The organism is Streptomyces sp. NPDC043685, from assembly GCF_056436585.1.
The window spans coordinates 1-22,192 of sequence record NZ_JBWKCH010000005.1; the positions used below are offsets into that span (position 1 = coordinate 1).

The following is a 22,192-nucleotide window of genomic DNA, read 5'->3' on the forward strand; positions in this document are numbered from 1 at the left end:
TCGCCGGTGGCCGGGTTGTCGACCGGCAGGGTCCGGCCGGACTCCGCGTCCTGCCAGCCACCACCGATGAACAGCTGCTTGGGAACATCACGGACGACAGTCATCTGGGTATCTCCTTGGGCGGGTAGGGGTTCTGCCGACCGGTCAGCGGATGCGGTCCAGCGTCTTGTAGTAGGCGCCGGCGAAGGGCAGGAACCAGGCGGTGCCGTTGTAGAGGGGGATGCGGGGCGGGGCGATGTCGCGCACGGGGCTGACCTCGGGGTGGCCGTCCATCACCTCGGCCATGACCTGGCCCATGTGTGTGGCCATCTGCACGCCGTGGCCCGCGTAGCCCATGGAGTAGTAGACGCCGTCCTCGGTCTGCCCGGCGTGCACGATGCGGTCCATGGCGAAGCCGACGGAGCCGCCCCACACGTACTCGATCTTCGTCCTGGAGAGCTGGGGGAAGATTTCGCACATCTCACGGAACAGCACGGCCCCGCTCTTCTTGTCCGAGGTGGGGTCGGACGGGGCGAAGCGGGCTCGGCCGCCGAACAGCAGCCGGTTGTCCGGGGTGAGCCGGAAGTAGTGGCAGACCTTGTTGGAGTCGACGATGAGGCGGCCCTTGGGGATGATGTCCCGGGCGAGTTCCTCGCCGAGCGGCTCGGTGACGATGATGAAACTGCCCACGCAGACCTGCTGGCGGCGCAGCCACGGGAAGTTCTTGTCGGTGTAGGCGTCGGTGGCCATCATGACCTGCCCGGCACGGATGACACCGCGCTCGGTGCTGACCTCGAACCGGCCGGCGGCGGTACGCCGCACCCTGATGGCCGCGTTGCGCTCGTGGATCTCCACACCGGTGCGCTCGCACGCCTCGGCCATACCGCGCACGAAGCGGCCCACATGCAGTGCGGCGCTGAACGGGTCGAGCAGGCCGCCGTGGTAGGCGTCGGAACCGATCTCGGAACGCAGCTCGGCCTTGCCGATCAGAGTGGTCTCGTGCCCGAAGTACTTGGCCAAGGCGCGCTGCTGGGCCTTCTTGCTCTCGAAGTGGGCGGGGCGGGATGCGACGCCCAGGCGTCCGACGCGACGGAACTGGCAGTCGATGGACTCCTCGTTCACGAGCCGCTCGACGGTGTCCACGGCCTCGCCGTAGGAGTTGTAGATCTCGCGGGCCCGTTCGAGTCCGTACCGGCGGATGGCCTGCTGCACGCCGATGGTGAAGCCCAGGTTGGCCATGCCGCCGTTGCGGGCGGAGGCGCCGGAGCCGATCTGGCCCTTCTCGACCAGGGTGACGCGGGCACCCTTGCGGGCGGAGTGCAGGGCGGTGGACAGACCCGTCAGGCCGGCGCCGACGACCACCAGGTCGGTGTCCTCGGTCAGCGGCTTGCCGGACCGGTCGGGAAACGCCCCAGCGGTTTCTATCCAGTAGGGAATCGTCTTCATGTCGGGTCCTTAGCGGGGAGTTTCGAGTGGGGCGGCCGGGCGCCATCAAGGGCCCGGCCGACGGCGCTGTCAGCGCTGTGACGGTCGGATCGACGTCGAACTGGAGGGCGTGAAGGCCGGGACCGGGGCAGGGTGCGGACGGTCACGTCAGCCGCACTGGGCCGGCGTCTTGTCCGGACGTGCTGCCGGGGCCGCTACCGCGTGTTCCAGCCGCTTCTACAAGACCCTTTCGAGGAACGCCTGGGTTCGCTTCTCGCGCGGGTTGCCCAGGACTTCTCGGGCGTCGCCGCGTTCGACGGCGATGCCGCCGTCCATGAAGAGCACCTCGTCGGCGACCTCGCGGGCGAAGCCCATTTCGTGGGTGACGAGCAGCATGGTCATGCCGTTGCCGGCGAGGTCGCGCATGACGGCGAGTACTTCGCCCACGCGTTCGGGGTCCAGTGCGCTGGTGGGTTCGTCGAACAGCATGATGGTGGGTTCCATCGCGAGGGCGCGGGCGATGGCCACGCGTTGCTGCTGGCCGCCGGAGAGCTGGGCGGGGTACTTGTGGCCGCACCCCTCCAGGCCGACCCTGGCCAGCAGCTCTCGCGCCTTCTCCCGGCTGGCTGTGCGGTCCTTCTTGTGCACCAGTACCGGTCCGGACATGACGTTGCTCTCGGCGGTCATGTTGGGGAACAGGTTGAACTGCTGGAAGACCATGCCGATGCGGGCGCGCTGTTCGGCGAGCCGCTTGGGGCGGACGGCGTGGTAGGCGTTGTCCTTCTCGACGTAGCCGAAGTCCTCGCCGTTGACCTTCAGGACTCCGCGGTCGACGGTCTCCAGGCCGTTGATACAGCGCAGCAGTGTCGATTTGCCGGATCCGCTGGGCCCGATGATGCAGGAGATCTCCCCGGCCGCGACGGTCAGGTCGATGTCACGCAGGACCTGGTGACGTCCGAAGCTCTTGCACAGCTTGCGTGCGACGATCGTTCCGTCGGCGTTCACAGCAGGGACTCCCTCGTGGTGGGAACGGGCTGGCCCGCCCCCGGCTCGGCCGAGGTGGCGGCCGGGGTCAGCCGCGTCCTGGTCGAGCGGGAGAAACGGCGCTCGATCATGGACTGCGGCACGCTCAGCACCAGCGTCATGATCAGATACCAGAGGCTGGCCACGATCAGCAGCGGAATCGTCTGGTAGTTGCGGGCGTAGATCGACTGTGCGCTGTTCAGCAGGTCGGCGACGCCGAGCACGCTCACCAGCGAGGTCTCCTTGAGCATGCCGATCACCTGGTTGCCCGTCGCGGGGATGACCGCCGGCATGGTCTGCGGGATGATCACATGGCGGAGCTTGGTGAACCCCGACATGCCCAGCGACTCCGCGGCCTCGTGCTGTCCGCGACTGACCGAGGCGAACCCGCCACGGATGATCTCGGACATGTAGGCGGCCTGGTTCAGCGTCAGCCCCACCACGGCCGCGGTCATCGGCGTCATGATCGCGTTCACGTTGACCGGCGTGGAGATGTCGGTGAACGGGATGCCGATGGAGATGTTCGGGTACAGCGCGGCGATGTTGAACCAGAAGATCAGCTGCACCAGCACCGGGGTGCCGCGGAAGAAGGCGATGTAGAGCTGGGCCAGCCCGGAGACGGGTCGCTGGTGCGACATGCGCATCACGGCCAGCACCAGCCCCAGCAGCGTGCCCAGGGCCATGCTCGCCACGGTGAGGAGCAGCGTGATCAGCAGGCCGTTGAGGATGGTCTCGGTGGTGAAGTAGCTGAACACCACCGGCCAGCGATAGTTCTCGTTCGTCACCACGGTCCACACCAGAGCGGCGACGATCGCGATCGCGACGGCCCAGGCGACATAGTCGCGCGGACGTTTCGGTGTGATCCGCTTCTTTTCTTCGGCCAGCAGTTGTGACACCGGTCGGCTCCTGGTCTTCGTACCGATCAGATCCGTGGACATGTCAGTCCTGCGGGACGGCCATGGCCGCGGTCTTGACCCCGAGGTCCTTGAAACCCCAGCGGCCCAGCGCCTCGGCGTACTTGGGGTCGTCGATGATCGACTGGATGGCGGCCTTGACCGCGGGGGTCAGCGACGAGTCCTTCTTCAGGGCGATCGTCGTGGGCTTGGTGGATACCAGGGGCTTGAGGACGTCGAACGTCTTGGGCTGCTGCGTGGCCGCCCACTCGAGCGCGATGAAGTCGTTCATCACCGCGTCGATCCGCTTGGAGACCAGCTGGGTGAGGGCGTCGTTCACGCTGGGCAGGGTCACCGCCTTGATCGCCGGCTTGCCCTTGCTCGTACAGTCCTGCTTGGACAGCTGGGGCAGCCACTGCAGCTCCGCGGTCGTGCCGGAGGCGACAGCCACGCGGTGCCCGCACAGCGTGTGGGTGGTCAGCTTCTGCGGATTGCCGTAAGGAACGGACACCCCGGTCCCGGAGTTCACGTAGTCGACCATGTCCAGCACCTTCAGCCGGTCCTTCGTGGCGCCCATGGTGGAGACGGTGAAGTCGTACCGGTTGGCCTGCAGGCCGGTGATGATGGTGTCGAACTTGACGTTGTTGATCTGCAGCTTCAGGCCGAGCTTGGCGGCGATCAGCCGGGACATGTCCGGGTTGAACCCGATCGGGGTCTTGTTGTCCGACGCCAGGAACGAGGTGGGCGGGTAGGCCAGGTCCATGGCCACCGAGAGCGTGCCCTTGGACTTCACCGCCGCGGGCAGCAGCTTCACCGCCTTCGCATCCGGCTTCACACCCACCGAGATGTCGTCGGTGTGCTCGGCCGACGAACCGGAACCCCCGCCCTGCGTCGTGCTCTTCGACCCTGCGTTCTGCGCGGTGCCGCTCGCCCCGCACGCGGTGAGCGCGAGGGCCAGGGCGGTCGTGACGATCGGGATGCCCAAGTGCCTGTTGACGTGCATGGCAGCGGCCACTGCGCCTGCGGTGCGGAGTACGGTTCTGCGGCCTGTCCGGTTGCTTTCCATGGCGGTGCCTCCTGGGGAACGCGGGGGATACGGGGAATACAGGGGATACGGGGAATCCGTGATGCGGGGACGACGTGTGGATCGGACGGCAGGGGGACGTCGTCGGTTGGCGCCCGGAAACGCGCAGGGCTCATGGGCGGTCACGCGAGACCGGGCGCCTGTCGGGAAGACGGTGCTGCGTGAGCGGGTGTGCGTCGGGCCTCAGATGCCCAGCATCTGGTTGAGCTCGTCCAGGGACTTGACGGTCACGTAGTCGTAGCCGTGGGTCACCGGGTCGTAGCCGCGGTCCAGGAGGACGAGGTTGCGGAAGCCCATGTCGTGCATCGGCATCAGGTCGTAGCGGGTGTGCGAGGAGACGTGCACGAAGTCCTCGGGGGACGCGTCGAGCTGGTCGAGCATGTACTCGAACGCCGCGTACCGGGGCTTGTAGAAGCCGGCCTGTTCCGCCGTCAACACCGCGTGGAAGTCCGCGCCGAGCCGGGGCACGCTCTCCGTCAGGAACGTGTCGTCGGCGTTGGAGAGGATCACCAGCTTGTAGTGCTCGCCCATCTTCTTCAGCGGCTCGGGCACGTCGGGGTGCGCGCCCCAGCTGCGGACGCCGTCGGCGAACCGCTTGCCGGCGTCCGGGTCCGCCGTGAGGCCCCACTTGCGGCAGACCCGCTCGAAGGAGTCCTGGAGCACTTCCTCGTAGGCGTAGTAGTCGCCGCGCACCTGGTCGTAGCGGTAGCCGCGGAACTCGCGGACGAACTGGTCCCACTGCTCGGCGGGAACCTGGTCACCGACGAGCTCGCGGGTGATGGGGGTGATCGGGAACTCGATCAACGTGCCGTAACAGTCGAACGAGACGTACTTCGGGCGGAACTGGAACGAGGGAATAGGCATGGAAGAGCTCCGATTTCTGCGCTGTCAAAGACTGCAGGGAATGCAGACTCCGCTTTTTCAGTACTTTTCCGGCATGTTCGAGATGCACTCGCCCAAGGGCAGGGCGTGACGACGGAAGGTCAGGCGGTCTGGGCCCCGGCCGGTGCGAGGAAGCCGACGGGATGGCCGGTCGTTCCGTCGAGGGCCAGGTCGGCGGCGATCTCGCCCATGGCAGGCGAGAGTTTGAAGCCGCTGCCGGAGAATCCGGCCATGACGATGATGTCGTCCTCGCCGGGGAGGTGACCGACGAGGGGGTTTCCGGAGTCGGTGTAGCCCTCCATGTAGACCGACAGCCGGATGGGGTCGGGGTTCAGATCGGGCATCAGTTCGGCGATGAGCTCGCGGAAGGTGGCGAGTTCCTCCGGGCGGACCGTACGGTCGAGCCGCTCCGGGTCGGGCACCGGCAGATACCGCGCGAAGGACAGGCCGAGCTTGACGGAGACGCCGTCCGGCGACGGGAGTCCGTAGCAGTCGTGGGGTGTGCTGCGGACGAAGGCGGGGGCACCGCCCGCGAACCAGTCGTGGCGGGTGGGGATGTGCCACGAGCTGATCAGCCGGCGGATGTCGACCCTCCGCGGCAGGTCCGGGAGCAGGGTGTTGATCCAGGGGCCCGCGGTCACCACAGCGGTGTCCACATGGTCCGTGCCCTGGTCGGTGACGATGTGCACGCCGCCGCCCGCCGCGGGCGCGATCTCCCGCACCGTGGTGTAGCGGCGCAGCCGGGCGCCCAGTTGCTCCGCGCGGGTGGCGGCGGCCTGGATCGACGCCTCGGGCCGGATGATGGCGCCCCTGCGGTCGAGAACGGCGGTGTGTCCGTCCGGGAGGCGGTGTTGCGGGTAGCGGCGCGCGAGTTCCTCCCGGTCCAGCACGTCGTGGTCCAGCCCGTGGGCGGCGCTCTCGGACAGGAGCAGACGCATCGACGCTGACACGGCCTCACCCATCACCAGGCATCCGCTGCGGCGTCGCAGCGGGAAGCCGGACTCGCGCTGGAGCAGGTCCCACATCCGGTCCGCGAGCCGCAGCAGCGGGATGTACCCGGGGTCGCCGAGGTGCACGGCGCGGAAGATGCGGGTCTCGCCCCCGGCCGCGCCGCGGTCGTGACCCGGCGCGTACCGGTCGTAGCCGATGACCTCGGCTCCGCGGGCGGCCAGTCGCCACATGGCCTGGCTGCCCATGCTGCCGGCACCGATCACGGCGACGCGCTTCGAGGTGCGCATGAGTCGCTCCTTTCGCCGGGGGGTGGCCTGGGTGGCAGTTGCGCCCCAGCACGGTGGAGACACCGGGCGGATCCTTCCGCTTCAGGTCCCGCTGGGGATGGCGTTCACTTTCGACCCGGGAGAACGCACAGGTCAACCCACACCGTGTTCCACGTCGCCGCCTTCTCGAGACGGTCTGTCACGCCCGGCGTCCAAGGTTTGGAAAGTGCCCTCGACCCTCTTGTCACCACGAGGGGCCGGTGCGAGGGTGCTTCCCGACCCGTCGGAAGAAAGCACCCCCTATGCCGCCCAGACACCGCGTAAACGGGCACTTCCCCTCCATCGAGGAGGTTCTGCGCCTGCCCGTGCTGACCGAGGGGATGCCCCGAGTGCTGGCCGGGGAGTCACAGCTGAGCCGTGCGGTGCGGTGGGTGCATGTCACCGAACTGCTCAATCCGGCCGACTTCCTGGAGGGCGGTGAGCTGGTGCTGACGACCGGCATGCCGTATCCGGAGGACGCCTCCCAGCTGCGGGACTACGTCGACCAGCTCGCCGACGTCGGGGCGGCCGGTCTGATCGTGGAGCTCGGCCACCGCTACCGGAAGGTCCCCGACGAGCTGGTGGCGGCCTGCCGTGCGCGTGAGGTGCCGTTGATCGAGCTGGCCCGCGGCGTCCGGTTCATCGACGTCACGCAGACGGTGCACGCGCTCATCCTCGACGCCCAGGGAGCGCTGCTGCGCCGCGGGAGGGACGTCCAGGACATCTTCACCGCTCTGACGCTGCGGGGCGCGAGCCCGGAAGAGCTGGTGCACACCACGGCGGAGCTCACCGGGGCACCCGTGGTGCTGGAGGACCTCACCCACCGGGTCCTGATGTGCGAGCTGCTCGGCCGGCCGTACGAGCCGGTCGTCTCGGCCTGGTCCCGCCGCTCGCGGGCGGCGCCGACCCTGGAGAAGATCACGCCGAGCGGTCCGGAGGGGTGGCTGATCGCTCCGGTGCAGGACCATCACGGTCCGTGGGGGCGGCTGATCCTGCTGGACAGCCGGCTGGACCCGGAGCCGGACCCGGAGCACGTCCTCGTCCTGGAGAGGGCGGCGGTCGCGCTGACCCTGGCACGGCTGGCCGGGCCGGCCTGGTGGGAACGCCGGGCCCACCGCTCCGTGCTGCGGGACCTGTGCGAACGGCGCTTCCGCTCCCCCGCGGACGCCCGCGCCCGCGCCGAGGCGCTGGGGCTGCCGGCGTTCGGGCACCGGCTGTTCGCCGTCGTCATCCGCCATGCCTGTCGCGACGGGGAGGGTGAACAGCTCGACGAGCGGATCGCGAAGGCCCTCACGCAGACCGGCGTCCGCGCCCTGGTCGGCGAGACGGCCCCGGGCCGGATCGGTGTGCTCCTCGCCCTCGCGCAGGCCAGTGCCTGGCAGCCGGTCGCCGAGCGGATCGGCCGGCTCGCCCGTGAGGAACTGGGCCGGGAGGCGGTCGTCGCCGTCGGTCCGGGCGTGACCGATCTGTCCGGGATCGCCCGGTCCTGGCAGGAGGCCGAGCAGACGGCCGAGGCCATCACCCCGGCCTCCGCGGAGCGGTGGTTCTACGTCCCGGCCGATGTAGAGCTGCCGGAGCTCCTGAGCGTCCTGCGCGAGGACACCCGCCTCCAGCGCTACGCGGAACGACAGCTGACCCGGCTCATCGAGCACGACGACCGCAACGGCGGCGACCTGCTGCCCGCGCTGCGCGCCTACCTGACGGCGGCCGGGAACAAGTCGGTCGCGGCGAAGCTGGCCGGCATGTCGCGTCAGGCGTACTACCAGCGGCTGCACACCATCGAGCGGCTCCTCGGCTGCGACCTGGAATCAGGCCTCCAGCGCACGTCCCTGCACGTCGCCGTGCTGGTCCTGGACGGGCGGGAAGCCACGCCGTCCGGCGCGTGAGGGGCCGGCGCGGCGCCGCGCCCGTGGACTTGCTGCGCTGGTGGCGGTTCCTGGCCGGGTGGGGTCGGCATGGGACCGGGTTACGCGGCGGTCCGATCTGGAACGACACCACCTCGGCATCGCCTCCCTGGATCTGCCACCGGAGGTGGTCACCACCTGGAAGGAACGCCGGCGCACGCGGATCCAGCGGCGCAGACGCCAGGACGGCAGCGTGGAGGAGACAGTGGTCGAGCGGGCCGGCCGGGCCCTGCTGATGATGGCGGTGCGGGCGTTCTACCTCGACATCACACGCTGGGTTCGCTCGGCGGTTCCTTGTTGGGGAGGAGTTCCACCTCGCGGACCCGTACCCGGAAGGGGCCGCCCTCCGGCGGTACGAAGAACTCCGACTTCCACTCCTTGAGGACCGGCGAGAGACCGACTCGTCTGGGTTCCGGCGACCTCGGAAAGGCCGCGTGAAAGGTGCACCATTCCCATGGAATCCACGACCAGCCCCACTGCGGCTTGCGCGCTGTCCGTCTCGGCGATCCGCGGGCTGGTTCGGCTCGGCCCCTCGACGTAGTACCGGCCGTCTCCCAGGGTGCCGATGTAGGGGATGTCCCAGGTGTGGCGGCTTTCCGTGCACCTGCTGAAGCGCAGCTCCCACATACCTGCCCAGGGGTAGAGGGCCGGCGAAGCGGCGGCTCTGCATGCGCCACCAGGTCGGATGCGCCAACACGACCTCAGTGACCAAGGCTGCGGGCACAGCCTCTCTGCGTGACTCCCGGCTGGCCCGGGCCGTCCTGTCCGGGCCGAGCCGGGAGTCAGGAGAGCGACATCGTCCCCTACATGACGGCGTCGTACCCCTGCCAGCCCGTCGCGATCTTCGTGCGGCCGCCGAACGACCCCTTGCCGTCACCGCTGTTGCGGTACAGGTTGCCACCGGTGTCGCGGGAGAGGAGGTCCGTCCTGCCGTCGCCGGTGATGTCGCCGACCGCGACGACGGCGTTGTAGGAAGCGCCCCAGTCCGAGAACACCTTCACGCGCGCCTTGAACGTGCCGCTGCCGGTGCCCGCGTACCGGTACAGGTTGTTCGACTTGTCCTGGGCGAGCAGGTCGCCGATGCCGTCGCCGTCGAGGTCACCGGCCCCGACGACCTTCTTGTACGACTTCCAGTCGTCGTACAGCTTCACGCGCGTCGACAACGTGCCCGTGGCGGTGCCCTTGTACAGGTAGACCGTGCCGGTCGAGGCGTTGCGGGCGATCAGGTCGGGGCGGCCGTCACCGCTGACGTCTCCGGGCGTGGTCAGCACGTCGTACTGGGTCCAGCCGGAGGCGGAGAGGGTGGTGTACGGCGTCGAGGGCGTCACCGCAGCTCCGCACGCCGGGCGGTAGGCGCGCAGGGCACCGCTGCTCGGCCGGACCAGGACGTCGTTGCAGCGGTCGCCGCTGAGGTCGCCGAACGGCACGAACCTGGAGGTGGTGGGCCAGCCGGCACCGGAGACCTTGCCGGACAGCGTGCCCGACCCGGTGCCGCGCTGGATGGTGAGGGCGCCCGCGGCGTTGAGGGTGAGGACGTCGCCGACGCCGTCCTTGCCGGCGTGGTCGCGGGGCGCCGCGGCCCCGGCCGTCACCGCGACGCTGCCGGAGAGGCTGAGGGCGGCGCCCTGACCGTCGGCGGGCTGGGCGGTGAGCGTCCAGGTATAGGTGCCGTTGGTGACCAGGCGGCCCGTGGCGTCCTTGCCGTCCCAGGCGGCCTTCAGCAGACCGCGGGCCTCGGAGCCGGACAGGGTCCGTACCGTGGCACCGGACGCCTTGTTGCGGACGGTCACCTTCCAGTCGGCGGCGGGCTTCGACAGCCACCAGCTGCCGGACCAGCTCGCCGCCCCTGACGTGACCGTGGAGTCGATGGCCGCCAGCGCGGACGTGGGAACGCCGGCCGGTACGAGGTGGACGCGCTGCTCGCGGTCGGCATAGGCGACGCCGCCGCCGAAACGGTCCACCGTCCAGTTCAGGCCGGCCCTGAGCTGGTCCTGGCCGATGTCGGTCCAGTCGGCCAGCTTGCGGCTGGGCAGTTCCGTGTGATCGCCGCTCGACGGAAGTCCGTTGTGCAGGTCGATGAGTTTCAGCCCGCTGCCCGACTGGGAGCCGCCGACGCGCTCGACGAGGTAACCGTCGCCGAGGAGGACCCGGCCCGCCGGGGCGGTGGCGGTCCGCTTGGCCGTACGGTCGTAGACGCCCGAGCCCTGCACGTCGCCCCAGTAGTCCACACAGGTCCAGTACACCCAGCGGCCGACGGCCTGGAGGTCGGAGGGCGTGCAGCCGTTGCGGGTGGTAAAGGACTCCACAGCCGTACCTGACGGGAGTTTGGTGGCCGTGACCTTCCCTCCCGTGGCCGCGCCGCTCCACAGCGTGTCGCCCCAGACCGCGGCGGCGACCCGGTCCCGCTTCTGCAGCACCTTGCCGGCGGCACCGTCGGCGAACTCCCCGATGTACTGCGTGCCGGAGGAGGCGCCGTCGACGACCGCGTACCGCCCGGAGAGGCCCTTGAGCTGCGGTGTGGAGTCGCCTGTGTCGAGGGTCGGGCCCCAGTCCTTGGCGCCGTTGGCGCGCAGCATGGTCAGACCGGATTCGGTGGCGTTGCGGCGGCCGTGGCGGCCGGTGCCGTCGGCGAACATCGGCAGGCAGTGGCCGGCACCGGCGTCGCAGTCGCCTTCCCGCCCGCCGACCAGGCCGTCCACGGTCGCCCTGGTGACGCTCGGGGTGCCGCTCGTCGTGAACCAGGTGCTGCGGTAGGCGCCGATGATGGTGCCCGGTTCGTACAGCGTGCTGTTGCCGGCCGTGGTGAGGATGCCGCTGCCGAGCGAGAGGCCGTGGACCTGGGCCTGCATCGGCTGCACGGCGGTCAGACGCTTGCGCATGACCGTTCCGTCGCCGGCCCGGTAGACCTGGTACACGCCCCAGTCGAGATCACCCTGCTCGACGTTCTGCGCGGCGCCCGCCACCAGGACCGAGCCGTCCGGTGCCTGGACGAGTCCGTGCGCGGCCGGGTCCATGACCTTGGTCATGTCGGTGTCCGTGGCACGGGAGGAGAGGGCCCACAGCGGCTGGCCCCGGTACTTGTTGTCGCCGGGCGCCACCGGTTCGAGGCCGAGGAGCTTGTCGCCGACGATCCCGTACGCGGCCTGGTAGGTCAGGGAGCTCGTGTCGAAGGTACGGGGCAGGGTGGACGTCTTGTCCCGGTCGTACAGGTCCGCCTTGCCGCGCCCGGCGCGCAGCCGCAGGATCGAGTGGGTGCCAAGCCGGAAGCCGGTCACCTCCCAGTCGTCCCCGCCCTCGACCCGGTCGGGCAGATGGCCGAACACGCCGAGGGAGAGCTCGATGAGGCCCCAGTACCGCTGGGTCCCCTCACCGTCGGCGAGGTCGTAGCGGACGATGACGGACCGCGCGTCGCCGTCCTCGACCACCACGTCGGACGCCCCGTCAGGCAGACCCTGCACGGGGGTCCGTACGACGTCGCCCCCGTCTCGCACGCGCGCCAGCTGGTAGGCGTTCGGGGTGCCGCCGATGCCGCTGGTGCTGGTGAGAACGGTGTCGCCGAAGGTGCCGCGGTAGGTCTGGCCCTCCGGCACTGGCACCAAGGCGGTGCCGCCCGAGGTTCCCGCGCCCCGGAGCAGCGTGACCCGCGCGTCCTCCTCGGAGTAGAGGGCGACCGTGTCGGAACCGTCCCCGTAGTAGCCCGGCTGGAAGGACGCGGCCTCACGGAAGTAACCGCTGTCGATGTCGTACCGCACCGGGACGTCCAGCCGCTGCTCCAGCGCGGTCGTGGTGCCGGTGGCGTACTCGGTCCACAGGAGCCGGTCGTCGCCCTCCTGGGCCCAAAGGAATCCGCTGGTCCCCGCATTGAGGATCTGCGTGGCCCGGGGAACGGCGCGTGGCGCGGCGGGCAGCACGAACTCACCGGCCGCCGGCGTCGGTTGTGGCGCGGCTGCCGCCGAGTACGGCAGGGCCGCCAGCGGGAGGCTGAGCGTCATCGCCGTCACCAGGACGGCCGCCGTACGCGCCGCCCCCCGGTCAGGCTGACGCGAACCAAGCGCCGGTCTGTGACTGTGTCGGCCGAGTCGGGCCACCGTTCCTCCTGGAAGGCAAGAAGAAGGCATGGCGGGACGACGGCAACGCCCTGGCATGTCCCCCGACCCCCCGGCCGCGCCCCCCACGCGAGTGGGCGAAGCCTAACAGCATGTCCATGACCGGACGGCGCTGCACCGGCTCGTCCCACGTGGTGCAGGACACGTTCATGACAGGATTGCATCGGGGAACGTTCAGGGAAGCCATAAGGGCGCACATGGATTCCGTGAAGGGATGACCCGTGACGTCCGCTGCGCTGCTCCCCATACCTCGGGCCGCAGGATCGCTGCCGTTCATCGGCCATGCTCTGAAAATGCGCGACAACCTCGGCTTCATCGACTCGCTGCGCGACACACGTGAGCCGCTCGTCGAGATCGTCTTGCAACCCGGAACGCGTACCGTTGTGGTCCAGGACCCGGCACTGATCCACCAGATGCTCAAGGCCCTGGCACCCACTCTCGACAAGGGTCGGCTCTACGACAAGTTGGGCCAGCTGCTGGGCGACAGCGTCGTCACCGCCACTGGCCGGCCTCACGTACGCAAACGCCGCCAGCTGCAACCGGCTTTTGCCCACACCGAGATCAGACGGTACGTCGACATCATGCGCGACGAGGTCACCGCCACGGTTGCCGACTGGGAGTTCGGGCGGCCCCTCGACGTGCGCGAGGCGATGGTCGGGCTGAGCCTCGACATGCTGGCCGCGACGATTTTCGCGGGCAGCCTCGACGACGCCGTCTTCCGCCGGCTGCGCAGCGACCTGTCGGTGGTGATGAACGGCGTCGGTGTGCGCCTCATGCTGCCCGACTGGGCCGAGCGCCTGCCGTTGCCCTTCAACCGCCGCTTCGACCGGGCCCGGGCCGGCGTTCGCGCGACCGTCAATACTGCCGTCGACGAGCTGAAGGCTTCCGGGCACGCCACCGGGGACATGCTCTCCATGCTGCTGCGCGCCATCGACGAGGAGACCGGCGCGCCGCTGACCGGGCATCAGATCTGCTCGGAGATTCTCACCCTGGCCGTGGCGGGCACCGAGACCACCGCCTCGGTGCTGTCCTGGGCCCTGTACGAACTCGCCCGACACCCCGGCATCGAGGCCCGAATCCTGTCCGAGCTGGACGAGGTCCTCGGCGGACGGCCGGTCACCCTGGACGACGTGCCCCACCTGCCGTACCTGAACCGGGTGATCACCGAGACGCTGCGGTTGCACCACCCCGGTTGGCTGGTCACCCGCCGAACCACCGAGGAGACCCGGCTTGGCCGGTGGACACTGCCCGCCGGGACCGAACTGGCCTACTGCCAGCACGCCCTGCACCGCGACCCCGAGCGTTTCCCCGACCCGCTCACCTTCGACCCGGACCGGTGGAACGACCCCGCGCAGGAGCTTCCGCCGGGCGCGTTCCTGCCCTTCGGGGACGGCAAGCACAGGTGCATGGGGGAGCGTTTCGCCCGCACCGAGATGGTCACGGCCATCGCCACGATGCTGCGCTCGGTACGGCTGGAACTCGCCGAGGGCAAGGCCATCCGCCAAGTCGCCCGGCTCACCATACGGCCGCGCGCCCTCCGAATGACCGTCCACCCCCGAAGCCGTCGCTGAGCTGGAGCCGGCCTTTAGAATTCAGTGCTGTCCTCGTCCTCATCACCTGGGCGCCGACCTCGACGAGCTGGCCGCGCACCGGTCGGGCAGTCCGGCCAGCCCTCCCCCACTCCTCGCGCAGTGTCGCGGCCAGCCAGTAGGCGGGGGATGTCCGACCGCACTCGAGGGCACCACAGCACTGCCGCCGCAGCCTCCGTCAGCGCCGCACCCTCGGCATCCCCAGCCCGAGCCACGCGATGATCTCCCGCTGGATCTCGTTGTTGCCGCCGCCGAAGGTGAAGATCACGGCCGAGCGGTAGCCGCGTTCCAGTTCGCCGTGCAGGACCGCGCCGGTCGAGCCCTCCTTCAGTGCGCCCGCGATCGCGACGATCTCCATGAGCCAGGCGTAGGCGTCGCGGCGGGCCTCGGAGCCGTAGACCTTGACGGCCGAGGCGTCCTGCGGGGTGAGGGTGCCGTCCTGGACCGCGCCGACCATCTGCCAGTTGAGCAGTTTCAGCGCCTCCAGCCGGACGTGGGTCCGGGCCAGGAGGCGGCGCACCCAGGGCAGGTCGGCGACGCGCCGGCCGTCGGCGAGCTTGGTCCGCGCCGACCAGCGCCGCACGTCGTGCAGGGCGCGGACGGCCATGGTGCCGTGGGCGGCCAGGGTCACGCGTTCGTGGTTGAGCTGGTTGGTGATCAGCCGCCAGCCCTGGTTCTCGGCGCCGACCCGGTGGGAGACGGGGACGCGGATGTTCTCGTAGTGGCTGGCGGTGGTGTCGTGCGAGGCCAGGGTGTTGATCAGGGTGCAGGAGTAGCCGGGGTCGGAGGTCGGCACCAGGAGCATGGTGATGCCCTTGTGCGGCGGGGCGTCCGGGGCGGTGCGCACGGCCAGCCAGACCCAGTCGGCGGTGTCGCCGTTGGTCGTCCAGATCTTCTGGCCGTCGACGACGTACTCTCCCCCCTCCCGGACGGCCCGGGTGCGCAGGGATGCCAGGTCGGTGCCCGCGCCTGGCTCGCTGTAGCCGATGGCGAAGTCGATCTCGCCGGAGAGGATCTTCGGCAGGAAGTACGCCTTCTGCTCGTCGGTGCCGTACTGCATGATCGTCGGCCCGACGGTGTTCAGCGCCATGAGCGGCAGCGGGACGCCGGCCTGGGCGGCCTCGTCGAAGAAGATGAACTGCTCCATGGCCGTCAGACCGCGCCCGCCGTACTCCTTCGGCCAGCCCACACCGAGCCAGCCGTCCGCTCCGAGCCGCCGGACGGTCCGGCGGTAGAACCGCTTGCGGGCGGCCGGGTCGCTGTACCGGGCGTACTCCTGGTCCGGGACCAGTCCGGCGAAGTAGGACCGCAGTTCTGTGCGCAGCCGCTGCTGCTCGGGCGTGTAGTCGAGGTGCACGGTGCCTCCAGGCTCCCCAGGCCGGTCCTGTCGGCGCACACCGTAGAACGTGTTTCAGAAATAGGGAATGGCGTTGTCAGTTCAGGGTGGCGAGGAAGTCCGTGCACGCGCGGGCGCACGCACGGCAGGCCGCTGCCGAGTCCTCCGCTCCCGGCTGCCGGTCGAAGACGTGGGCGGCCTCCAGGCACACGGTCCGGCACCACTCCACCTGCATCCGGATGGTGTTCTCGTCCACCTGGTTCTGCTCGGACAGCACACGGCAGGTCGCGTCACAGACCTCCGCGCACATGATGCCCTTGCGCCGTACGAGTTCCTGATTCTCGGTGCCGTCGGGATCCACGAGGCTCGCGCGCAGCGCGCACGCCCGCGCGCACTCGGTGCAGGCCTGCGCACAGGCGAAACGGTCCTCCAGGAACCGGAACAGCTCCTGCTGGGATGTCGTCGAAGTCACACCGCGCGGGTAGCCCCGGTCGACGCCGGTCAAACCCGGCGTTCCCCGCCGGGAACCGTCCGGGGGCCGGGCTCACCGCCGCCCGTCGAGGGGGCCGGGTTCACGGCGATGACGGAGGGTACTCGCGTGCCATGACTGACGCATGGATGGAGATGGCCGCGGGTGGGGACGCCCCCGGCTTCGGGTTCGTCGTGATGGGTCTGCTGATCGTGGCCCTGCTGCTGGGCGCCTTCATCCTGGGCCTGCGGCACAAGCGCAGGCGCCCGCCGCGGCCGGACGAGCAGCCGAGGCTCCCGGAGGGCGGCCCGGTGCGGGAGACGCGGGAACGCCGCGAGCCCGACGAGATGCCGAGAAGTGAGGAGCGTCTGACGCCGCACGAGCTGAAGACGCACGGCAATCAGGGCGACCGCACCAGCGCCTCGCAGGCGCGTCCGCGCTGGAACGAGGGCGGCAGCGGCGGTTTCGGCAGCGGGGGCCCTGGCGCCCGCTGAGCCACAGCCCAGAAGAAGGGCCCGTGCCTGTGCACGGGCCCTTTCGCATGCCCGGGGCCCGCACCGCCGGGTGAGGTGGATCACAGGTTTCGAGTGCATCGAACGGTGGGGTCCAGAGTCTTTCGAGAGGTGTAGGGGGCCACTGAGACGCAGGACGGTGAGGATGGAGCAGGTGGGGGCGGACGGCTTCGACGAGTTCGCGGCCGCCCGTTGGTCGGCGCTGCTCCATGTCGCGCGTCTGCTCACGGGAGGCGACCGGCAGCGTGCCGAGGATCTGGTGCAGGAGGCCTTGGTCAAGCTCTGGTTCGCCTGGCCGAAGGTCGCCGAGCAGGCACCGGAGGCGTATGTCCGCACGGTGCTGGTGCGGCTGGCGGCGCGCTCGGCGCGGCGGCGCTGGTGGGGAGAGCGCCCGGTGGAGCAGTTGCCCGACCGGGCCGAGTCGGGGGACATGTCGTCCGCCGTCGCGGAGCGTTCGCGGCTGGAGGCGGCCCTGGCCCTGCTGTCGCCGAAGCAGCGGGCCGCGGTGGTGCTGCGCTACTACGAGGACCTGCCCGAGGCCCAGGTCGCCCAGGCCCTGGGCTGCCCGGTGGGCACCGCCAGGTCCCACGCGTCACGCGGAGTGGCTCGGCTCCGCCAGATCCTGTCCGACGCCGTCAGGCCCGTGGGGTGAAAGGAGAACCGATGGACGACTTCGAGCGGGACCTGTCCCGGCTGATGCGCGACACACAGCGGCACACCCCCTACGAGCCCGCGCACCGGCAGCGACTGCACGCGGGCATCCGGGCCCGCCGCCGGGCACGGCTGCTGTGGAAGGCGGGCGGCTCCGCCGTGGCGGTGGCCGGGCTCAGTGTCGGGCTGGCCCTGCTGCCCGGCATGCTCACCCGCTCCCAGCCCGCCGATCCGCGGCCGGCGACGCACCCGACGACCTCGCCGGACAGCACACCGACGCCCGGGCCCACCGCACCGAGTCCGACGCCGACCGAGCAGCCCGGGACATCCCCGCCCGCGACCACGTCCGGCGGCATCACCCCGTCCGGGACGACGAGCGCGCCGACCGCCATCCCACCGACCGCCACGGCCTCCGAGAGCCGCACCGGTGCGACGGCGCCCGCGCCTTCGTCCTCCCCGGACCCGACGACGGCCCCTCCGTCGGCTCCGGAATCCGAGGTGCCCTCCGCGTCGGCCTCCATCGAGTAGCCGCCTGAGCGGCCCTGTCCGTCACGGGGCGCCTCGCCCCGACCCCCCTTTCACCGCACCACCCGCCACGGGCGCCTTCGGCATGCCCGGAACCGGCGTCCCGGCCTGCCCGGCGCCAGAAAGAGACCGTGAGACAGCCATGCGAACCGTACGGCGGTCGGCCCTGATCGACCGCCCGGCACCCGACCCGTCCGCGCTGCCCCGCCGGGCTCCCCTGCCCGCGCACCACCCGGACCCCGTCCTCGACGTGGTCGTTCCCGTGCACAACGAGGAGAACGACCTGGAGACCTGTGTCCGGCGGCTGCACGCGCACCTCGGCGAGACCTTCCCCTACGCCTTCCGGATCACCATCGCCGACAACGCCAGCACCGACCGCACCCCGCGGATCGCCGCGCGGCTGGCCGCCGACCTGTCCGGCACGCGATGGATCCGGCTCGCGGAGAAGGGCCGGGGCCGCGCGCTGCACACCGCCTGGTCGCGTTCCGACGCGCCCGTCCTGGCGTACCTGGACGTGGACCTGTCCACCGACCTCGCCGCGCTGCTGCCTCTGGTCGCGCCGCTGATCTCGGGCCACTCGGACATCGCCATCGGCACCCGGCTGGCCCGTGGTGCGCGGGTGGTGCGCGGACCGAAGCGGGAGATCATCTCCCGCTGCTACAACGGGCTGCTGCGCGGCACCCTCGCCGTGGGCTTCTCCGACGCGCAGTGCGGATTCAAGGCGGTGCGGCGGGACGTCGCCGAGCGGCTGCTGCCGCTGGTGGAGGACCGCGCGTGGTTCTTCGACACCGAGTTGCTGGTCATCGCCGAGCGGGCGGGACTGCGGATCCACGAGGTGCCGGTGGACTGGGTGGACGACCCCGACAGCCGGGTCCACATCCTCTCCACGGCGCTCGCGGACCTGCGCGGCATGGCCAGGCTCGGCCGGGCCCTGGCCCACGGACGGCTGCCGCTGACCGCGCTGCGCCGCAGGGGTGGCGACCTCTACGGGGAACTGCCCCCGGGTCTGGCCCGGCAGGCGGTGCGGTTCGCCGCCGTCGGTGTCGCCAGCACCCTGTGCCACCTGCTGCTGTTCACCGCGCTCAGACCTGCGACGGGTGCCCAGGCCGCCAACGCCCTCGCCCTGCTCGCCAGCGCGATCGCCAACACGGCGGCCAACCGGCGGCTCACCTTCGGGGTCCGGGGCCGCGGCGGCGCACTGCGCCACCACCTCAAGGGCCTCGCCGCCTTCCTGGTCGGGCTGGTGCTCACCAGCGGCTCGCTCGCCGTCCTGCACCACACCGCGCCCGCATCCGGCCACCGGGTCGAGCTCGTGACCCTGGTCGCCGCCAACCTGGCCGCGACGCTGCTGCGCTTCCTCCTCCTGCGGGCCTGGGTGTTCCCCGCCCGTCGCACGACAGGACCCGGCGCCCCATGAGCACCGCACAGCTGCGCCGCCCGCCCTCCGGCCTCGGCCGCCCGGCCGAAGCCGGCCGCCCCGCGCGGGAGTTGCCGCCACGACTGCGCGCGGCGGCCGTGCGCCACGGGTCCGTGCTGCTGACGTACGGCGTGCTGAAGCTGGCCGGGTTCGCCGTCTTCATGTACCTGCTGGACTCCGCGGGCGACTTCCGGAAGAAGAACCCGCGCTTCGGCGGCGGCGAGCACCCGTGGGACGTCCTGGCCAGCTGGGACGGCTGGTGGTACCAGCAGATCGCCGCGCACGGGTACGACCCCGCCCTGAGGCCGGTCCCGGGGGCGACCGGCCTGATCACGCTGGAGGGCAACTCGGCGGCGTTCTTCCCGCTGTACCCGACGCTGATGCGGCTGGTCTCGGAGTGCACCGGACTCGGTCTGTACGGGGCCGGCCTGACGGTCTCCGTCCTCGCCTCGTTCGCCGCCGCCCTCGGCGTGTACGCGGTCACGCGATGTCTCGGCGGCCACCGGGCCGGTCTGGTCGCGGCCGGGCTGTGGGCGGTCTGGCCCGGCTCGGGCACGGAGTGGTCGGGCTACTCGGAGTCCCTCTACACGGCGCTGGCCGCATGGGCCTGTCACGCCGTCATGACCCGCCGCTGGCTCACCGCCGGTGTGCTGACCTGCACGGCGGGGCTCTGCCGGCCCACCGCCGTCGCGCTGGTCGCCGCCCTCGCGGTGGCCGCGGCGCTGTCCCTGCGCCGGCGGGAGGACGGGGTCCGCCGCCCCCTGGTCGCGGTGGCGGTCGCGCCGCTGGGTCTGTTCGGCTACCTCGCCTGGGTCAACTACCGCATGGGCGACATCAACGGCTACTCCAAGCTCCAGGACGGCGCGTGGGCCCACAAGTTCGACTGGGGAGTCCACACGTTCCACGTGCTGACATCCGTCCCGGTGGGCCACTTCGACTACCTCTTCGCGATGCCCTTCGAGGACGTCATCGGTGTCTGCGTGGTGCTGCTGGTGCCGGTGCTGACCGTGCTGCTGGTCCGTCTGCGACCGCCCGCCGTGCTCGTCGTCTACACGGTGCTGTCCTACGTCATGGTGATGGCCACCCAGCAGTACTTCGGCAACGTCTCGCGCTATCTGCTCCCGCTCTTCCCGCTGTTCGTCCCCCTCGCTGTCGCGATGCGGCGCCTGCGCCGGCCGTCCCTGGCCGCGGTCCTCGGCACGGCCGCGCTGGCGTCGGGGTCGTACGCGGGATACGTGCTGTTCGTGCTGGGAGTGCCGTAGGCGGCCGGCGTCGGCGCCCGGTGAGGTGGCTCCGAAACATTCCCTTCACGCAGGAAGTATTGAGGGGTAACAGCCACTGCCTACCGTGCCTGCCTTGTCGACCCCAACCCGCAGCAAGGAGGCGTGGCATGAGCACCGAGCCACGACTGGCCGAAGTCGCCGAGCCGGAACCCGCACCGCAGGCAGCGCCGGGCACGGACCAGGCCGTCAAGGAGACCCTCGAGGACTACACGCTCCGCTTCGCGCCACGCAGTTACCGGCGCTGGACTCCGATGGTGGTGGCGACGACCGCGCTCGGCGGCATCGCCTACATGGCCGACTTCTCCATCGGGGCGGGCATCGGCCTGGCCCATGGCACCGGCAACGCGCTGCTCGCGATCGCCGTCGCCGCCGTCGTCATCTTCGTGACCGGATTTCCGCTGGCCTACTACGGAGCCCGGTACAACATCGACCTGGACCTGATCACCCGGGGCTCCGGTTTCGGCTACTTCGGCTCGGTGCTGACCAGCGTCATCTTCGCCAGCTTCACCTTCATCTTCTTCGCCCTCGAGGGCTCGATCATGGCCCAGGGCCTGAAGCTGGGCCTCGGACTGCCGCTCTGGCTCGGCTACCTGGTCTCCACGCTGATGGTGATCCCCCTGGTGATCTACGGCATGACGGCCCTGAGCAAGCTCCAGGTGTGGACCACCCCGATCTGGCTGCTGCTGATGGTCGGCCCGCTGGTCTACCTGGTCGCCACCGACCCCGGCACCGTCGACCGCTTCCTCGCCTACGCCGGCACCGACGGGGACGGCGGCGTCAACACCGCCTCGGTCCTGCTGGGCGCGGGCGTGTGCCTGTCGCTGATCGCGCAGATCGGCGAGCAGATCGACTACCTGCGCTTCATGCCGCCCAAGACCGAGGCGAACAAGCGCAGTTGGTGGACGGCCGTGGTGATGGCCGGTCCGGGCTGGGTGGTGCTGGGCGCGCTGAAGCAGGCGATCGGCGTGTTCCTCGCGGTGTACATCATCGCCGAGGTGGGTGCCTCCGCCGCGCCCGAGCCGATCCAGCAGTTCAAGGGCGCCTTCGACGCGATGATGCCGTCCTGGCTCGTCGTCCCGCTGGCCGTGGTGCTGGTCGTCATCAGCCAGATCAAGATCAACGTGACGAACGCGTACTCCGGCTCCCTCGCCTGGACCAACTCCTTCACCCGGGTCACCCGGCGCTACCCGGGCCGGATGGTCTTCGTCCTGGTCAACCTGGGCTTCGCGCTCGCGCTGATGGAGGCCGACATGTTCAGCTTCCTCAACGGCATCCTGGGCTTCTACTCGAACTGTGCGATCGCCTGGGTCGTCACGGTGGCCACCGACATCGGCGTCAACAAGTACCTGCTGAAGCTGTCCCCGCACGCCCCGGAGTTCCGCCGCGGCATGCTCTACGCCGTCAACCCGGTCGGGGTCGTCTCCTTCGTCGCCGCCTCGGGCCTGTCCATCGCGATGTACTTCCACGCCCTCGGCGACACGCTCCAGCCGTACTCCCCCGTCGCCGCGGCCGTCATCGCCTTCGTCCTCACGCCGCTGATGGCCGTGGTCACCAAGGGCAGGTACTACCTGCGCCGCACCGACGACGGCATCGCCGAGCCCCTTCTCGACGAGGACGGCAACCCCAGCGCCGCCGCCTACGAGTGCCATGTGTGCCGGCAGCGGTTCGAGCGGCCGGACGTGGCGGCCTGCCGGACGCACGACGCGGTCGTCTGCTCGCTGTGCCTGAGCACCGACAAGGTCGGCGACCACGTGCTGCCGACGGTGTGACCTCCGCGGCGGGGACACGGCCGGCGCCCCCGCCGCACGGCACGTTCCAAGTCGGTCTCGGACCCGCTGTGCGGGGCGGCGGCCTCGGG

General features: G+C 70.5%; 18 protein-coding genes. 8 read left to right on the forward strand and 10 right to left on the reverse strand.

The annotated features are described in order from the left end of the window. Positions 1-144 precede the first annotated feature (144 nt). The 6 genes from AC0665_RS17010 to solA all read right to left on the reverse strand — a co-directional run bounded on the left by AC0665_RS17010 (position 145) and on the right by solA (position 6,524). On the reverse strand, positions 145-1,425 hold the full coding sequence (locus AC0665_RS17010; RefSeq protein ID WP_478705260.1) for an NAD(P)/FAD-dependent oxidoreductase: 1,281 nt from the start codon (positions 1,423-1,425) through the stop codon (positions 145-147). A 216-nt stretch (positions 1,426-1,641) separates the two neighbouring features. Next, complete coding sequence (locus AC0665_RS17015) at positions 1,642-2,409, reverse strand: amino acid ABC transporter ATP-binding protein (protein WP_468406071.1); 768 nt, start codon at positions 2,407-2,409, stop codon at positions 1,642-1,644. Continuing rightward, on the reverse strand, positions 2,406-3,365 hold the full coding sequence (locus AC0665_RS17020) for an amino acid ABC transporter permease (RefSeq protein WP_468406069.1): 960 nt from the start codon (positions 3,363-3,365) through the stop codon (positions 2,406-2,408). The genes AC0665_RS17015 and AC0665_RS17020 overlap by 4 nt, the downstream gene beginning before the upstream one ends. A 1-nt stretch (position 3,366) precedes the next feature. Beyond that, a complete protein-coding gene (locus AC0665_RS17025) occupies positions 3,367-4,323 on the reverse strand; it encodes an ABC transporter substrate-binding protein (protein WP_468406067.1) in 957 nt (318 codons plus the stop codon). Between the two features lie 264 nt (positions 4,324-4,587). Beyond that, positions 4,588-5,268: a haloacid dehalogenase type II gene (locus tag AC0665_RS17030; RefSeq protein ID WP_478610160.1), complete on the reverse strand. Its 681-nt coding sequence runs from the start codon at positions 5,266-5,268 to the stop codon at positions 4,588-4,590. Positions 5,269-5,387: 119 nt separating this feature from the next. After that, the gene (gene solA / locus AC0665_RS17035; protein ID WP_478610159.1) at positions 5,388-6,524 is read right to left on the reverse strand and encodes an N-methyl-L-tryptophan oxidase; all 1,137 of its coding nucleotides are present in this window, start codon (positions 6,522-6,524) and stop codon (positions 5,388-5,390) included. Between the two features lie 281 nt (positions 6,525-6,805). Between solA and AC0665_RS17040 the strand changes: the two genes are divergently transcribed. Beyond that, positions 6,806-8,428 carry a PucR family transcriptional regulator gene (locus AC0665_RS17040; RefSeq protein WP_478705261.1) on the forward strand — a complete coding sequence of 541 codons (1,623 nt, stop codon included), beginning with the start codon at positions 6,806-6,808 and terminating at the stop codon, positions 8,426-8,428. A gap of 273 nt (positions 8,429-8,701) precedes the next feature. On the opposite strand, the gene AC0665_RS17045 is transcribed toward AC0665_RS17040, so the two are convergent. Both AC0665_RS17045 and AC0665_RS17050 read right to left on the reverse strand, forming a co-directional pair. Beyond that, on the reverse strand, positions 8,702-9,277 hold the full coding sequence (locus tag AC0665_RS17045; RefSeq protein ID WP_478705486.1) for a DUF6193 family natural product biosynthesis protein: 576 nt from the start codon (positions 9,275-9,277) through the stop codon (positions 8,702-8,704). Continuing rightward, the gene (locus AC0665_RS17050) at positions 9,250-12,438 is read right to left on the reverse strand and encodes an FG-GAP-like repeat-containing protein (RefSeq protein WP_478705262.1); all 3,189 of its coding nucleotides are present in this window, start codon (positions 12,436-12,438) and stop codon (positions 9,250-9,252) included. Before AC0665_RS17050 ends, AC0665_RS17045 begins: the two co-directional genes overlap by 28 nt. Before the next feature lie 335 nt (positions 12,439-12,773). On the opposite strand from AC0665_RS17050, the gene AC0665_RS17055 reads away from it, so the two are divergent. After that, positions 12,774-14,123: a cytochrome P450 gene (locus tag AC0665_RS17055; protein WP_478705263.1), complete on the forward strand. Its 1,350-nt coding sequence runs from the start codon at positions 12,774-12,776 to the stop codon at positions 14,121-14,123. Between the two features lie 196 nt (positions 14,124-14,319). Here AC0665_RS17055 and AC0665_RS17060 read toward each other — a convergent pair whose 3' ends face one another. Then, entirely contained in the window at positions 14,320-15,498 is a 1,179-nt protein-coding gene (locus tag AC0665_RS17060; RefSeq protein ID WP_478610154.1) for an acyl-CoA dehydrogenase family protein, read from the reverse strand. A gap of 76 nt (positions 15,499-15,574) precedes the next feature. Further along, a complete protein-coding gene (locus AC0665_RS17065) occupies positions 15,575-15,949 on the reverse strand; it encodes a four-helix bundle copper-binding protein (RefSeq protein WP_366052405.1) in 375 nt (124 codons plus the stop codon). Positions 15,950-16,080: 131 nt separating this feature from the next. Between AC0665_RS17065 and AC0665_RS17070 the strand changes: the two genes are divergently transcribed. From AC0665_RS17070 to AC0665_RS17095, 6 genes are all read left to right on the forward strand, one after another. Then, complete coding sequence (locus tag AC0665_RS17070; RefSeq protein WP_468638421.1) at positions 16,081-16,440, forward strand: DUF6479 family protein; 360 nt, start codon at positions 16,081-16,083, stop codon at positions 16,438-16,440. 163 nt (positions 16,441-16,603) lie between these two features. After that, positions 16,604-17,110 carry a SigE family RNA polymerase sigma factor gene (locus AC0665_RS17075; protein WP_366052403.1) on the forward strand — a complete coding sequence of 169 codons (507 nt, stop codon included), beginning with the start codon at positions 16,604-16,606 and terminating at the stop codon, positions 17,108-17,110. 11 nt (positions 17,111-17,121) lie between these two features. Then, on the forward strand, positions 17,122-17,637 hold the full coding sequence (locus AC0665_RS17080) for a cellulase (protein WP_468638420.1): 516 nt from the start codon (positions 17,122-17,124) through the stop codon (positions 17,635-17,637). A 139-nt stretch (positions 17,638-17,776) separates the two neighbouring features. Continuing rightward, positions 17,777-19,051: a bifunctional glycosyltransferase family 2/GtrA family protein gene (locus AC0665_RS17085; RefSeq protein ID WP_478610153.1), complete on the forward strand. Its 1,275-nt coding sequence runs from the start codon at positions 17,777-17,779 to the stop codon at positions 19,049-19,051. Continuing rightward, positions 19,048-20,313: a hypothetical protein gene (locus AC0665_RS17090; protein ID WP_478705264.1), complete on the forward strand. Its 1,266-nt coding sequence runs from the start codon at positions 19,048-19,050 to the stop codon at positions 20,311-20,313. Before AC0665_RS17085 ends, AC0665_RS17090 begins: the two co-directional genes overlap by 4 nt. 128 nt (positions 20,314-20,441) lie before the next feature. Then, on the forward strand, positions 20,442-22,103 hold the full coding sequence (locus AC0665_RS17095; RefSeq protein WP_478705265.1) for a purine-cytosine permease family protein: 1,662 nt from the start codon (positions 20,442-20,444) through the stop codon (positions 22,101-22,103). Positions 22,104-22,192 lie beyond the last annotated feature (89 nt).

What these genes read in the sequence shown, in the direction of transcription:
- AC0665_RS17070 (WP_468638421.1), top strand. Translation starts at nt 16,081, where the DNA reads ATGACTGACGCATGGATGGAGATGGCCGCGGGTGGGGACGCCCCCGGC.
- AC0665_RS17050 (WP_478705262.1), bottom strand. Translation starts at nt 12,438, where the DNA reads ATGACGCTCAGCCTCCCGCTGGCGGCCCTGCCGTACTCGGCGGCAGCC.
- AC0665_RS17095 (WP_478705265.1), top strand. Translation starts at nt 20,442, where the DNA reads ATGAGCACCGAGCCACGACTGGCCGAAGTCGCCGAGCCGGAACCCGCA.
- AC0665_RS17040 (WP_478705261.1), top strand. Translation starts at nt 6,806, where the DNA reads ATGCCGCCCAGACACCGCGTAAACGGGCACTTCCCCTCCATCGAGGAG.
- AC0665_RS17010 (WP_478705260.1), bottom strand. Translation starts at nt 1,425, where the DNA reads ATGAAGACGATTCCCTACTGGATAGAAACCGCTGGGGCGTTTCCCGAC.
- AC0665_RS17090 (WP_478705264.1), top strand. Translation starts at nt 19,048, where the DNA reads ATGAGCACCGCACAGCTGCGCCGCCCGCCCTCCGGCCTCGGCCGCCCG.
- AC0665_RS17020 (WP_468406069.1), bottom strand. Translation starts at nt 3,365, where the DNA reads ATGTCCACGGATCTGATCGGTACGAAGACCAGGAGCCGACCGGTGTCA.
- AC0665_RS17085 (WP_478610153.1), top strand. Translation starts at nt 17,777, where the DNA reads ATGCGAACCGTACGGCGGTCGGCCCTGATCGACCGCCCGGCACCCGAC.
- AC0665_RS17025 (WP_468406067.1), bottom strand. Translation starts at nt 4,323, where the DNA reads ATGCACGTCAACAGGCACTTGGGCATCCCGATCGTCACGACCGCCCTG.
- AC0665_RS17030 (WP_478610160.1), bottom strand. Translation starts at nt 5,268, where the DNA reads ATGCCTATTCCCTCGTTCCAGTTCCGCCCGAAGTACGTCTCGTTCGAC.
- AC0665_RS17075 (WP_366052403.1), top strand. Translation starts at nt 16,604, where the DNA reads ATGGAGCAGGTGGGGGCGGACGGCTTCGACGAGTTCGCGGCCGCCCGT.
- solA (WP_478610159.1), bottom strand. Translation starts at nt 6,524, where the DNA reads ATGCGCACCTCGAAGCGCGTCGCCGTGATCGGTGCCGGCAGCATGGGC.
- AC0665_RS17080 (WP_468638420.1), top strand. Translation starts at nt 17,122, where the DNA reads ATGGACGACTTCGAGCGGGACCTGTCCCGGCTGATGCGCGACACACAG.